Source organism: Aquidulcibacter sp. (assembly GCF_044346625.1).
Lineage (GTDB): Bacteria > Pseudomonadota > Alphaproteobacteria > Caulobacterales > Aquidulcibacteraceae > Aquidulcibacter.
Genome location: NZ_JBIIYV010000006.1, coordinates 63,084 through 77,816 on the forward strand (window position 1 = coordinate 63,084; position 14,733 = coordinate 77,816).

At 54.8% G+C, this 14,733-nt stretch carries 9 protein-coding genes and 1 tRNA gene; 3 read left to right on the top strand and 7 right to left on the bottom strand.

The genetic code is table 11. The features are described from left to right. Nucleotides 1-23: 23 nt before the first annotated feature. Entirely contained in the window at nt 24-2,927 is a 2,904-nt protein-coding gene (locus tag ACIQ20_RS03550; protein WP_395777509.1) for a TonB-dependent receptor, read from the bottom strand. A 254-nt stretch (nt 2,928-3,181) separates the two neighbouring features. Continuing rightward, a complete protein-coding gene (locus ACIQ20_RS03555; RefSeq protein WP_395777511.1) occupies nt 3,182-3,361 on the bottom strand; it encodes a hypothetical protein in 180 nt (59 codons plus the stop codon). A 5-nt stretch (nt 3,362-3,366) separates the two neighbouring features. On the opposite strand from ACIQ20_RS03555, the gene ACIQ20_RS03560 reads away from it, so the two are divergent. Beyond that, nucleotides 3,367-3,519: a DUF1330 domain-containing protein gene (locus ACIQ20_RS03560; protein ID WP_395777513.1), complete on the top strand. Its 153-nt coding sequence runs from the start codon at nt 3,367-3,369 to the stop codon at nt 3,517-3,519. A 65-nt stretch (nt 3,520-3,584) separates the two neighbouring features. On the opposite strand, the gene ACIQ20_RS03565 is transcribed toward ACIQ20_RS03560, so the two are convergent. Further along, entirely contained in the window at nt 3,585-6,368 is a 2,784-nt protein-coding gene (locus ACIQ20_RS03565; protein ID WP_395777515.1) for a TonB-dependent receptor, read from the bottom strand. Between the two features lie 274 nt (nt 6,369-6,642). Here ACIQ20_RS03565 and ACIQ20_RS03570 point away from each other — a divergent pair, with 274 nt between their 5' ends. After that, nucleotides 6,643-7,230 (top strand): hypothetical protein, encoded by a 588-nt coding sequence (locus tag ACIQ20_RS03570; RefSeq protein ID WP_395777517.1) that lies wholly within the window; start codon nt 6,643-6,645, stop codon nt 7,228-7,230. Here ACIQ20_RS03570 and ACIQ20_RS03575 read toward each other — a convergent pair. The 4 genes from ACIQ20_RS03575 to ACIQ20_RS03590 form a co-directional block, all read right to left on the bottom strand. After that, complete coding sequence (locus tag ACIQ20_RS03575; RefSeq protein WP_395777519.1) at nt 7,188-8,405, bottom strand: serine hydrolase domain-containing protein; 1,218 nt, start codon at nt 8,403-8,405, stop codon at nt 7,188-7,190. The genes ACIQ20_RS03570 and ACIQ20_RS03575 overlap by 43 nt on opposite strands. Nucleotides 8,406-8,509: 104 nt before the next feature. Continuing rightward, entirely contained in the window at nt 8,510-11,497 is a 2,988-nt protein-coding gene (locus ACIQ20_RS03580; protein ID WP_395777521.1) for a TonB-dependent receptor domain-containing protein, read from the bottom strand. 238 nt (nt 11,498-11,735) lie between these two features. Then, entirely contained in the window at nt 11,736-12,359 is a 624-nt protein-coding gene (locus tag ACIQ20_RS03585; RefSeq protein WP_395777523.1) for a GNAT family N-acetyltransferase, read from the bottom strand. 54 nt (nt 12,360-12,413) lie between these two features. After that, nucleotides 12,414-13,790: an L-serine ammonia-lyase gene (locus ACIQ20_RS03590; protein ID WP_395777525.1), complete on the bottom strand. Its 1,377-nt coding sequence runs from the start codon at nt 13,788-13,790 to the stop codon at nt 12,414-12,416. A 185-nt stretch (nt 13,791-13,975) separates the two neighbouring features. Between ACIQ20_RS03590 and ACIQ20_RS03595 the strand changes: the two genes are divergently transcribed. Further along, nucleotides 13,976-14,050, top strand: a tRNA-Val gene (locus ACIQ20_RS03595). The last annotated feature ends 683 nt before the right edge of the window (nt 14,051-14,733 follow it).

A 14,733-nucleotide genomic window follows, 5' to 3' on the forward strand; every position in this document is an offset into this window, starting at 1 on the left:
AGCGCCCCAGAGGGGCGGCTTGATTAGAAGTTGAAGCGCAGACCCAGCAGATAACGTGGGCCATACTTCTCCCACTCCAACCGCGAGGTACCAACAAAACGTGGATCGCCGTACCGAATGCCGGCTTCGTCCAAGACGTTGGTCGCATCAAAGGTTACGGTCAGGTTTTTGTTGATCTCATAACGGATCGAGATGTCGAGCTCGGCATCATCATCCCAATAATTGTCGCCAACCCCGTCTGGTACGCTGACGCCATTGACGATCAAGTACGTGCCAATGCCATTCTGCCATGCTTTACGGAACTGATAGGCAGCACGAGCGGAAAGGCCATACTTCTCATAGACCAAGCTGAGATTGTAGAGGAAATCCGAAGCCCCAGGCAGGCCCGTTTTGCGTTCTGGATGGGTTGAGGTGCGAACGCCGTTCACAATGGCAAAGGTCTCTGGAACCGTTACTTCTGATTCAGTCCACGTCGCAGTCGCCCGAACACCGAAGCCACCTAGCCACTCTGGTGCCTTGATCGCCTCAACAAATGGCTCGGCGAATTGATTGTAGGTGAGCTCAAAGCCTGTGACCTGGCCATCGCCAGCGTTTTGTACGGACGAGAAGGCATAAGTCGAGCGCTCGAAGCCCGGGGCATCAAGGGTGGTGATGCCAAACGGTTCGATTTGTGTGAACAACACATCGGACAATTGCTTGTGGAACACACCAGCCGAGAAATAGCCTTGTGGTTGGATATACCATTCCACATAGGCATCCACACCGACGGCGCGTTCGGGCTGAGCGTTCGGATTGCCGCCCGAAATGGTCTTGGCCGCATCATTGATCGAGAAGTTTGGACGAATGGTCGTAAACTCTGGGCGTGCTGCCCCGGTTGTCAAACCGATCCGAACCTTCACATCGTCGCGGACATCCCAATTCAGATGTGCGCTTGGATAGAAGATCACGTCATCAGATGAGACTTCTGTGAGCCCAAAGACCCCGCCAATCGTGTTGAAGGATTGACCTGTATTGGTCGTCTGCTCGCCACGAAGACCGACAACCAAATTACCCCAGTCGAAGTTAAATGTTGCCATGCTGTAGGCCGCAAGGATTTCTTCCGTGACGTTGAAGTAGTTGTCAGTTTGATCGATTGGCCGCGCAATGCCAGCCTTGATCAAATCCTGCATGTAAGCTTCAAGTCTCGCTTCAGAGTGATAACGGAAGTTATAGCCAAGCGTCATTTCGCCCAAGAATGGCCGATCTAGTGCAAAGTCGGCATAAGTTGGCGAGGGACGACCAGCTGCAAGAATTTGAGCATTCGTCGCGGTCCAAACACTGGACCGGGTTTTTTTGGAACGAGTTGTGTAAGCGAAGCCAGCCTTGAAGTTTGTTTCAAGCCCGAAGACTTCAAAGTCCTTCTTTGCATCAAAGCGCCCGGTAAAGGCTTGCGTGAAATCGCCTGCACCCGAACGGTAAGAAATATTGTTAAAGTCGAGCGGGAATGCCTCGATGCTGAGTTGACGTGGACCACGTGAGCGGACACCTGTCACAGGGTCAACAATCGTGGTGTATAGGCGCACGGTGTTGAACTCTGGATTGGTGAAATCATACTCGACAGTTGGGCGCAGGCGCGGATCAGCGGAGCTGGTGAAGTTTGGAAGCGCACCCGCGTCAAAACCATCTTCAGCCTCTGTGAAATTCAAGCGCCAAGCCATATCCCAGCCAAATCGCTTATGGTCGCCACCAAGTGTGCCGGTTGAGATATATTCTTTGGTGTGCAGGGAGTTAAAGTTGCCAGTGATCTGCGTCCCGTAAACAGTGCCCTTGGTGGGCGTGTTGCCGTTGCAGATGTCATAGGCACCCGTGCCAGTGATTGGCGCAGCGACGGCTGGGCAAGCGCCTGTTACGTTGGTTGCACCATTGTCGAAACGGAAGATATAGTTGTTACGCAACTCATCATCTGTGTACTGAGTATAGACCACTTGGGCAAAAAGCTTGTCCATGTCATTTGGACGCCAGTCGCCGCGAAGGCTGCCCGAGATGTTGCCACGCGTCAGGCGATAAGGCTTGTTCTCATACTCACGCGCCCAAGAACGCGTTTCCGAACCAGGCCGCCGGTCGGGAGAGCCTGAAAAACATGCTGTTGGTACTGGCGTAATGGTCGAGCAGAGTGTGGACACACCAGCGACCGTCGTACGAGCGGTGCTGAGAACGCCACCGGGCCGTAGCATTGGGTCGGTCTCGAAGTTATCGGTGATCATCCGGCGCTTGTAATAGGACGCCTGCGCCAGCAAGCCTACTTTGTCGTCCATGAAACGGTCAGACACAACGATCGAGGCATCAACCTCTTCTCCGCCGCCATATTCAACCAAACCGAGTTGAACGCCGCCGGTGATTTTCCGGCCCTTATAGTCAAAAGCTGAACGGGTCTTGATATCGACATTACCTGCAACGGTGTCGCCTGGCATGTCAGCCGTGATTGCCTTGCTCACCACAACTTGGCTGGCAAGTGCACTTGGGATGTTGTCAAACCGGGTTGCCCGGCCTTCGGGGCTGACGACGTTCAATCCATCGAAGGACACGGTTACGTAACGGTTCGGAAGACCGCGCAGATTGATATAGCGCGCTTGGCCTTGGTCGCGCTGAACGCCAACGCCGGGTAAGCGGCCCACTGCGTAGGCAATGTTTTGGTCAGACAGGCGACCGGCTTCGTCCGCGGACAAAACCGAAACCAGCGATGGCGAGGCGCGCTGAACCAAAAGGGCTGCACGATCGGATTCCGCAATCGGGCGAGAGGCGCGAACGACGATGGTTTCAGCTTCTGTCGCTTCTGCTGGTGCAGGCGTGGTGGTTGCCGCTGTTTGAGCGGTAGCTGCGGTCGCCGCAAGTAATGCAAACGAGCCAACTGCGCCCATGAGAGCAGCGCGTGTAAACTGAGTGGTCATTGGAATCCCCTTTTGCAGGTGCAACACACCTGGTCCGACGGGGGCGATACTGTTTTGAGGTAACAGATCGAAGTCTGTTAGGATTCAGTTTTGCGAAATAATGCTCACACTTCTGTGACGTCCGAAGCCACTTTCAGGCGCTCTGCTTTCGGCGCAGCGACTTCAATTACCTCTAGATTTGTTGGGCATATCGGGTGGCTTACTTGATTTTTCTGAGATAAACGCCGCGTACGCCACTCGACCAAAAAGCCGGTTCAAAAAGTGTCAGCTGCGTCCATAACCAAGCTCAATACCACCCAACCCGGTCGCAGCGCCCCTTTGATCGGCACCAATCGCTCTGGCAAGTCGACCTTTTCGGAAAAGCTGTCCGGCGCGGCGGGCAGAACCTGAGCTGTCTGGCCGTGAAGCCTATAGGCGGTAGGCATGGCCGTCATGGCATGTGTCGACGCGGTTGGTGGCGATTGCCGAATACCCCTCGCGCGCCGCCATGTTAGCCATGGTGAAATCGCCCGACTATCAAGCCATCGAAGTCCACCGCATGGCAGGCCTAGCCGGTCAGTTGAACATTCGTACCAAAGTGATGGGTGGCTGAGCCAAGTTTCGTTCAAAACAGAGCCTAGCCCGCTCTATGTCGGTTACATAGAACGGGCCTGCACCTTAGTACTTAAAGCGAACGCCAATCATATAGCGAGGACCGAAGGTCTCATACTCAACCGGATAGAGTTTACTATCCGCAAAGCGGCGACCTGGGCTATCGGCGAGATTAATGCCATCGAACGTCAGTTCGAACTGGTCGTTCAACTGATAGCGTGCCGAAACTGACAGGCTTTCAGAGTTGTTCCAGTAAATGTCGCCATTGCCGTCTGGAACTAGAGCACCATTGACGGTGGCATAGCCGCCCACGGACTGCAGCCATTTGGTGCGGTATTGATAGGCAATGCGGGCTGACAAGCCATACTTTTCATAGGTCAGGCCAACATTGGTTACCAGATCAGACGCACCGGGTAGATCAACAACGCGCAAAGGTGCTGTTCCAACGGCTGGAACATTGATCTCGCTATCGTTGAAATTGGCAGATAGGCGGACGCCAAAGCCTTCCAGCCAATCTGGACCTCCCATAGACTCAACCAACTCCTCAATCGTATGATTGAAGACAACCTCAACCCCCATCAACTTGCCATCACCGCCATTGCGTACGGTCGTGAAATTGTAGCCGGAACGATCGCGATCGGGAGTGTTCAGGATGGTGCTGCCAAATGTGCCACTTTGGGTGAACAAGGCATCCTTGATGTCCTTGTAATAGAAGCCGATTTGGAAATAGCCCTGTGACTTCATATACCATTCGAAATACGCATCAAAGCCAACCGACTTTTCAGGCTTAGCGTCAGGATTGCCGCCTGTGATGAGGCCGGGAGCATCATCAATGGAGAAGTTTGCCGCCAAATCATCAAAGTCAGGACGCGCCGCGCCGGTGTTCAGGCTAAGGCGGACCTTCATCTCTTCATTCAGGTCATAATTCACATGGACGCTGGGATAGAAGAGCGTGTCATCGCTTTTGAGCTCGGTTAGGACGCGACTGCCGCCGATGATCGGCAAGGCCTTTGAAGTATTCTCAGTGCGCTCAACGCGGCCACCGAAGATGATACTGCCCCAGTCCTGCTTGACGGTCGCCATCGCATAGGCTGCAACGATATCTTCGGTCACTTCAAAATACTCACCCGAGCCATCCTGGTATGAACCGATCCGGCGATCCTTCAGGCTTTGCAACAAGTCGCCAACCTTATCGCCAGAATAATAGCGGAACGTATAGCCAAGCGCGTATTTGCCCTTGAAGGCGGTATCGATCGCAAGGTCATTATAGGTCGGCAAAGCGACACCGGCAGCCGTGAAGTCAGCGGCGCGGGCGCGATATTGGGTCAAGCGCCGCTTCTTATCGCGGGTGGTGTACAAGCCACCAACCTTTAAAGTCGCTTCAGAACCGAAGAGGCTTATGTCACGGCTGGCGTCGAACTTACCCGTCCAAGCCGCTGTCAGGTCACCGCCCTCAGCATCTACGATATCGATGAATAGCATCGGGAAGGCCTCGACGCTGCTAACCGCCGGTCCTTTTGAGCGGGTCGTGCCTGACAACACTGTGTTGAATAGGCGCACCGTATTATTGGTCACATCCGTGAAGTCATAATCGACAGTTGGTCGCGAGGTGACGGTGGAGGGACTCTCAAATGACGGTGTCCCGGTTAAGTCTTGGCCATCCTCGGTCTCTGTGAAATTCAAACGCCAATCGACGTCCCAGCCAAAACGCGCATGCTTGCCGCCGATCGTATTGGTGAAGATGTATTCCTTGATATCACCCGTGCGGAAATTCCAGTTCATCCGGACGCCATAGACGGTGCCTTTGTTCGGCAAGTTGCCGGTGCAAATGTCATTGGCGGCACTGGTTGCGATCGTAGTCACAGTCCCAGTACAGGCGGCATTGGGGGTATTTGTTGCGCCGTTGTCAAACCGGAAAATGTAATTGTTGCGCAGCTCAATATCGGTAAACTGACTGTATACGGATTGAGCGAACAGGGTATCCTCCTCAGTTGGTCGCCAGTCGGCGCGGACCGAGCCGGAAATATTGCCGCGGGTCAAACGGTAGGGCTTGTTCTCATGTTCGCGGGCCCAACGGCGGGTCTCGGAACCTGGACGACGATCAATTCCAGACGTCGCGCTACCAGGCCTCAGATAGGGGTCGGTCTCCCAGTTATCGGTGACCATTTCACGTTCATAGAAGGACACTTGCCCCAAGAGGCCCAGCTTACCGTCAAAGAAGCGGTCCGCCACTACTAACGACGCATCAATTTCGCGGCCGCCGCCCAACTCAACTTGGCCAAGCGAAAGACCACCAATGATCCGGCGTCCGCGATAGTCAAAGGCAGAGCGGGTACGAATGTTAATGTTACCAGCGACTGTATCGCCCGACATATCAGGCGTGATGGCCTTGTTGACCGAAACTTGGCTGGCGATTGCGGTAGGTATGTTATCAAAGCGCGTGTCGCGCCCCTCTGGGGACACAACGCTCATACCGTCGATCGAATACGTCACCCAGCGACGGGGCTGGCCGCGCAAATTCACATAGCGGCTTTGGCCTTGATCCTTCTCCACGGCGACGCCGGGCAGACGACTTACAGCATCGGCAATATTTTGGTCGGCCAAGCGACCGGCCTCATCTGCAGATAAGACGCTGACAAGAGCGGGCGCGTTGCGCTGGACTTGCAATGCGGCGCGGTCGGACTCAAAGATTGGGCGAGCACCACGCACGACGATGGTTTCAGCGGCCTTTTCTTCAGCTGTTGCAGCAGTTGCGGTTGCCGCCGATTGAGCGGTCGCTGCAGTCGCTGCAAGTAATGCAAACGAGCCAACTGCGCCCATGAGGGCAGCGCGTGTAAACTTAGTGGTCATTGGAATCCCCTTTCGCAGGTGCAACACACCTGATCCAAGGGCCGCGATACGTTTTGAACGTGACAGATCGACGTCTATTGGGATTCAGTTTTGTGAAATAATGTTCACATTTTTGTGAATATGAAGGCAACTTCGCCTCGATAAGCTTTTGATTTGCTGATATCAACTAATTCTGGATTAGTTCACCGCTCCGGCAGCTCGCTAGATTTATCTGAGATAAAGGCCGCGTAAGCTGCAGACTGAAATGTCAACTTGAGAAAAGTCTGCAACTTCCATGGACGAATTCAACACCACAAAACCCGGCCTCCGCGTGCATGTGATCGGCACCAGTGGCTCTGGCAAGTCGACCTTTGCCGAAAAGCTCGCGGGCGAGGCCGGGATCGCCCATCTGGAGCTGGACCTAATCAATTGGCGGCCGGGCTGGTACAATCGTTCAGCAGAAGAACCTGAGGCCTTTCTCGCCGATGTGGATCAAGCCACCTCTCAAAGAGATTGGGTGCTAGCAGGCAATTATTCGGTTACGCGCCCCGTCGTATTGCCCCGCGTCACCCATTTGGTGTGGATGGTTTTGCCTTTGTGGCTGGTGATGTCGCAAGTGATCCCACGTTCCATCCGCAGGGCTGCAGCTAAGGATCGGGATGTGTTTGAGGGCTGTCGTGAAGATTGGCCGCGTCTCATCCGCGCCGACCATCCTATTCGCTGGGCGCTAACTACCCATTATAGTCGCAGGCACAAATATGTCGCCGCTGCAGAGCAAATCACCGCACAAGGTGGGCAGGTCCTGCGCTGCACCACCCGCCATGAAATCGACCAAGCCCATCAGTCGTTGGTTGCCTTAACGCGTGCACGTTCTGCCGCTTGAGCGGCTAAGATCAGGGCCGACAAAGCGCCCGAACCCTCGCGATCGGTTTGCTGAGCATTGGCTTGGCCAGTGGAGCGCGCAAGCGTGAGGTCTAAACGCGGACAATGGACAGCCGCGGTGCCCCAAAAGCCCCCATGCCCCCAACACAACTCTCCATGCAATTTAGTTGGGTATAGCCCAAGGCCATATCCCTCGCCCTTTGGATCTGGCCCAGGCGTTTGCATCAACAGGCGCGTTGCAACAGGATTGGTAAACACCTCGCCCAAGACAACAGCGCGCGTCGCACGGCCCAGATCATCCATGCTCATCACAAGGCCGCCACCGCCATATTGATCGTAGGACACATCAATGTCGGAATCTTTGATCGCACCGCGATATTGCGCGACCCGGCGCGTGCCTGCGGGCTCTGGCTCCATCGCCTCCCAATAGGTCTCATCTGCACCAATCTTTGGCCAAGCCAACATCTTGCGCGCGGCCACACCAATCGACGGCGAGCCTGTCGCTTGCTTGATGATATCGGCGGCGATCAAATAATTGGTATCGGAATAGGTGAAGTTCTCACCCACCACGTCCTTGCGGCCGAAAGTTACGGCAAACCAAATCTCGCTTTCAGCGGTCCAATGCGCAGATAGGCCATAAGCGTTGGGCACCAACGCCAAAACTTCAAACAAGGGAACTTGGAAATAATCGGGAATACCTGACGTATGGTTCAGAAGTTGGCGCATGCTGATGGTGTCAATCTGATAGCCATTCTTTTCCAGCATCGCCTTGACCGCAGGAGACAGGGCCGGGCCAATCGGGCCATCCAATTGCACCTTTCCCGCCTCAACCAGTTGCAGGGCCATGGCGGCAACGAAGGTCTTGGTGTTGGATGCCACTCGCACGTCATCGCTTGAACGCAGGTCATCGCCGGACGCAAAGGCCTGATCTAGGCCAAGACCAGGCGCGCGGACATAAAGTAACTGGCCCGGACTATTGGCATTGGCCTTCGTCTCGCGATTGAGTTCGACTTGAATAGAAGAGGCAAGGTCCAAGCCCTGATCTCCGAGCTTCCACGTCACGTCCGTCCAGCCTGCGCGCTGATCGCCCTGCCAACTCGACCAGCCAATCGCCAAGGCCAAAGCAAGCGCGACGGCCAAAAAGCCACGCAGCGCATAGGTTCCAAGCTGTTTCATATTCATTCCCTGTTTGGTCAGAGTTCGTTTGACGTCTGCCTGCATAAAACGTCAACGGCCCGCCACAAGGGCGGGCCGAGCGCAATTTTGTTTTTCCGGCTGGTTTACATTCTCCAGACCAAATTAATCGCATAGCGGCGACCAATGATGTCATACTGGTTTGGCAATGTATTAGCGTCTTGCTGTGCCGAACCCAAAATTGGTGGCTCTTTATCAAACAGATTACTGACGGTGCCGCCAATTCGCAGATTGTCGTTGATCTTGTAGGAGAAGCCGAGGTCGAAATAGTCCCAAGCATCAATGTGTTGGACATTGTTGGTGTTGGCCGCCACATTGCGCCACTGCGGTTCCGGCACGCGCTTGATCAAGGCATCGACTTGACCTTGGTAACGCCACGCACCGCGAATGGTCAAAGGACCATCCATCCATGCCACTGCGAGGTTGGAGCGGAAGGCTGGGATGGCACGGATACCCGTACCGGCATCGGAACAAGCACCACCGCCAAAGTCCCCAGCGCAATCAAACAGATTGTCGGATGGGAACAAGAGGCGGACAAAGCTGTCAACCGTACCGCCTTGGAAGGTGATGTTGATCCTATCGCCCGGCAAAGCTTTAGGCAGTTTCGCATTGTAATAGATCGAGAAGTCGACCCCAGAGGTCTTGAGCAAAGTCAAGTTGGTGTCGCGTTGGTCGAACCTCACAACCCGACCATTGGCGTCACGGGTGATCTTCTTACAAAGCGCGCTATTGGGGTCTTGCAGCACCAAATAGCAACTATCCATCAATTGGATCGGGTTGATCGTGCCGATCGCGTCGTCAATCTGGATGTTATAGGCATCAACCACGACCGATAGGCCAGGGATGAATTGTGGTGTGAACACAAAGCCATAGGTGAAGGTCTCCCCCGATTCGGGCTTGATCGCATCTCCACCGCCTTGAACCGCAACCGCATTGTCGATCAGCGGCAGACCGGTACCAACAACAGGGATGTAACCCGGGGTCGAGGGTGCGCCGAGTGCGGTACATAGAGCCGTCGGCACGTTGAAGCGGACGGGATCGGAGCAATAGTCCGTTGGACGGCCAGTGCCGAGAATCGGCGCTTCCACGGCTGCACCGAAGAACTCACCAATGTTTGGACCACGCACCACCGTTTGCTTCGAACCGCGCAGGCGGATGGTGTCATTCACTGCCCAGTTCACACCAAGCTTCCAGGTGTCATAGTCGCCAGAGCGGGAATGGTCGCTCCACCGGCCGGCGGCTTCCACGTCGAACTGCTTGAAATATGGCTTGTCGGCCAAAACGGGCAGACGCAACTCGCCATAATACTCGGTCAATTCAAAGTCAGCGACCAAGTTCGCGCGCGCACCTTGACCATGCAGTGTGTCGCGGGTGAAAGCGCGTGGTCCGAAGATCGAGTTACCAAACTCTTCGCGACGCTCCGCACCCAAAGCCCAGCCGACAGGGCCGCCAGGCAAGCTGAAGAAGCCTGTTGTATCGCCGGAAATGTTCAACGACAAAATGTCTTGATGACGGTTGCGCTTGTTGAACAATTCGCTGGTGTCGCCATTAACCCAAGCCACTGCAGCAGCGCTGGCGGCGGATGGGCCAAACAGGTTGTAAGGCACGCAGCCATTGGCCGGATTGACGCAAACCGCTTGGCCGCCGGCGCTGGTAACATTGGTTGCTTGCTGGAAGCGGCTCCACGAGCCCCAACCGATACGTTGCACTTCTTCGATGCTCTTGCCCGTTACATAAGACAGGTCGTATCTGATGTTGTCGGTCAGCTCACCTCGGACGCCGACAACGACTTGGTGGCTGGTCCGTTCTGTCTCATCAATGAGAGGTCCCAACTCCAATAATGTCTTGGCAACGCGGAAGCGAGCCGCATCGGTGCCTGGGCCTGTGCCGGCTGCATTCAAATTGAACAGTGAGGTACCGCCAGCTGGATTTAGAATCGACAGGATCTGAGGGGTCAAGAATGGGTTGGTCCGTTGGATCAACACATCACCTTGCGTGACGATATTGGCACCACCGGCAACGGCAGGAAGCACACCTGCGGTGTTGCCGTTGGTGCGCACGGGAACCTGCTGACTGGTATTATTGATCAGCGAGTAGGTACCGCGGCCATAGAATTCAGCCCATTTGGCCAGCTTGAATGTGCCAAAAATGGCCGCATTGGTGCGGTCATTTGGGTTCTGGAAAGCTTCAAATTGCGAGAAGGCTTGCGTACCAGCTGTGGTGCCCAAGGTGCCATCAGCGGCATAGGCGAATGTTGGGGCAGCAGTCCCAGCAGGGGCGGCAGTAGCGCTGGCCCAACGCGTAAACGCGCCGCCTGCGGTCGGGAAAGTTTGGATGAACAGCCCAGCGTCATTCAATTCAGGGAGAGCCCATGCGCGATCTTCGCGTTTTAGGATGCCTCGGTCCGCATAGCTGGCGTGCAGCACAATATTGCCGCGATCTTCAAAGAAGTTCATCCCGCCTGTGATGCCAATGCTATAGCTCTGCGCATCGCCTTTCTCAGAAGTCCCGCCATTTACGGCGACTTCTAAGCCTTCATAATTGTCGCGCAAAATGTAATTGGTTACGCCTGCAACCGCATCTGCACCGTAAACAGCTGCAGCGCCACCTGTCAGGGTTTCAATTCGCGAAATCAAAGCTGAAGGAATGGAATTCACGTCTGCCGAGTTGCGGAAGCCATTTGGCGTAACGCGCTGGCCATTGACCAAAACGAGCGTCCGATTCTGGCCTAATCCGCGCATATCCAACGTAGAAGCCCCGTGGGATTCCAACAGGGTAGGGTTGGTAGTTGCGCCGTTTGAGGGCAGGAACTGGTTCTGTTGCTTCAAAACCTCGTCGATATCTATCAGGCCAGTTGCGCGGATCGCCTCGGAATCAATGACCCGAACTGGAGAAATGGCACGGTTTGCCGCCGTCTGAATGCGCGATCCGGTTACGATGATCGTTTCAACACGGGGGGCTTCGTCTGACGCAGCGGCTGGGGTCTGCGCAATGGCCAAACCGGGCGCGCTAGTGAGTAATGCGATGGCACTTGCCGTTGCGGCAAGCGTTAGTTTGTGATTTTTGTTCAACATGTGCTCAAATTCCCCCGTTGCTCACAAAAAAGGCCCCCGCCGGGGCCGCGTGAAGGCGTCTGTCTGCGGTCATGCCAAACTGAGGCACAACCCAATGCCGTTAGGTTGCTTTTGACAGAAATCCCGCCACTTTCAAATTAAAATGATATATCTAGATGACATTTTTGTTCACAAGAGCGTTAATGCTAGTCGGCACGCACGGGTGGCGGGTGCAAAATCTTACTTGCTACCGGTTTCCTTATGCAGATTGGCGCGGTGCCCGCCACATCATTTGCAGGGGCGGTGCCTTTAGCTCACCCCTATCTTGACCACACGGGAAGTGTCCAAGTGAATCAAAGCCATGAGACCTATAAAATCCCTCATTGACTGGATTGGAATTCTCTAAATAAACGGGGGTTCCGGTTCGATCACACTCTGCCAACACCGGAGCAAATAGAGCTTTGCCAACTCCCTTGCCGCGATTGGCCAGGCGCGTGCCCAAGGTAAACAGATAAAGATGCGGCTCCTTAGGGTGATGTGCCTGCATACGTTCTCCGGCTTCCAAAGCGCGTGTAATTGCGCCAGGAGATCCCGTCGCCATCAAGGTCCAAGCAACCTGAGCAATGGCTGATAGAGAAAGCTCTGACGGTGCCCCCCACGGCAACCACATCGCTGCGCCACCATCCCCGATTATATGGCAAAAACCATGCTTGAGATAATGTGTTCGTGCGAGCAGTGGAAAGATGGCATCTAAAGTCTTTGGTGTTCCAAATATCCAGCGATTGACTGGGTCTTCATAAAAGGCTTCAGCCGTGATTGCGCCCAATTGCTGCCAATCTGCAATCCCTGCCCGTTTCATGCCTTCTGGTAGATCCAAGTCCATTGCGTTGTCCTGCCTGTCGCCTTTTCGCCACTCAGGCCCGACCTGAGCGACAAGTCAACATTCAACGACATTCACGGCGAGGCCGCCTAGACTGGTCTCCTTGTATTTCGACGACATATCCAATCCGGTTTGTCGCATGGTCTCGATCACTTGATCCAAGGTGACGCGCGCTGGTTGATCGGTCTGCAGCGCTAGCCGAGCAGCGTTGGCGGCTTTCACGGATGCAAGCGCATTGCGCTCGATGCAGGGAATTTGCACGAGCCCGCCCACGGGATCACAAGTCAAACCCAAATTATGCTCCATCCCGATCTCAGCCGCGTTCGCCACCTGCGATGGACTACCACCCCAAACAGCTGCCAGGCCACCCGCCGCCATCGAGCAGGCGACGCCCACCTCACCCTGACATCCCATCTCAGCCCCGGAGATCGAAGCACGTTGCTTATAAAGAATGCCGATAGCTGCAGCCGTCAAAAGATAGGTATGGACGGCAGATGATGGGGCCTTCGCATCGAGTAAGTAAAAGCGCAAGATCGCTGGAATAATCCCTGCGGCACCATTGGTTGGGGCCGTCACAACACGGCCGCCGGCGGCGTTTTCTTCATTCACCGCCATGGCATAGACATTGAGCCAGTCGAATAAGGCCTCCCGCTCATTGGACAGTGGTGAGCTTGTCAGCTTTTCATAGAGATCAGGTGCCCGGCGACGCACCTGCAGGCCACCTGGCAAGATGCCCTTCTGCACCAAGCCCCGCGCAATGCAGGACGCCATCGCTTCGGCAATCGCCTCTAGGGCGGATAAAGTCTCGTTACGGTCGCGTTTGCAATCTTCACAAGCAAGCAGAACCTCGGCCACCGAAAGGCCATGAGCTTGGCACAAATCCAAAAGCTGTGCCGCAGAGGTAAAGGCAAACGGTCCTTCTGGGCCACCCCCTACAAGATCATTTTCCAAAGGGGTCTCTAATTGCCGTTGGCTGGCGATGAAGCCACCGCCCGTGGAGTAATAGGTTTGGTCGGCCAGCACGCGACCCGCTGCATCAAGCGCCAACAAAGTCATGCCATTTGGGTGCAGTTTTGGTGGCGTCTCATAGTCAAAGATCAAATCTGCTGCAGGATCAAACGCAATGGTTTGGCCTGATTGGAGACGCAACGCGGATGTCGCCAACAAATTCTTGAGGGCCGCTTCGGCTTCTTCTGAATCTGTTGTCTCGGGTTTAAAGCCAAGAAGCCCCAGATAAACCGCTTCAGGAGTTCGGTGTCCGGCACCTGTAAAAGCGAGTGAACCTTGCAAAGAAACCGATAGACGCGCGACGCGGGCCAAAACACCTGCCCGCGCTAGGTCCGTCATGAAGCGGGCGGCGATCCGCATAGGCCCGACGGTATGCGAACTCGAAGGGCCAATTCCGATGCGGAAAATATCTAGCGCAGAAATCATCTCTTGGGCCCTTTGTCACATCCTAGTCTGCCAGCTAGACATATGAACTAAACCCAGCCTCGGTGCCAAGCGGCTTAGCCCCTGCAACGTGCCTGCCGCTGCCCCTTGCAGGCCCGCCACCCGTCCGCTATGAACCCGCCTTCCTGACGGACCGCTCCTCTAAGCAGTCTGAACGCCGTAACGGCGGGCGCGTAGCTCAGCGGGAGAGCACTACGTTGACATCGTAGGGGTCACAGGTTCAATCCCTGTCGCGCCCACCATTAAATCAAAGACTTAGCTGATTTTTTGCTCCGCTTACGGAGCAATTTCGGTTTTGGGTCCGTGTATGGTCCGTGGAAAACAGACAAATTGCGGCAATCTGTAGCAACCTGTGGATAGATTTCTGACGGTCACACGGCGGGAAATCTCAGCGCCATTTTTGGAAGGTCCCACCAATTTGGAGCTAGAATATTCCGTCTATCTCGGGATTGGCCACAAACAATTCAGCTTTCTCTAACGGATCGAGCCTAAGCGGGCTGAGTTGGAGGCAACGTCGATCAGGCCAGACCTTCCAAACAAAAATGTTCTCCCGACCAGGAAGTCATCTCCGCGATGGCCAAAAAGCCACCCCCAAATGTCCCGTTGGGGAGGCTAAAGTGGCGACTTAAAACGACTTACATGCCACGACACACTGCAAGTTATGACCCTCTCAACATGACTTGCAAAAACATCAATCAAAACATGAGACTAAAAGCACCGGCAAGTCGCCCTCTTATATCTTGCACGTTTAATTGGCATTTCTCCAACTACACGAACATTTTCTTTCATAATCATCTCCGATCACGTCCCATTTGGTGGTGTAACACGCGGTGACAGCTAATCCCCCTGCGCAGCGCTCGTCACATAGCTGGCGGCGTGGGGGGATTGGCGGTTGGTCATTGATCATTCTGGTTTAGGATTGGGT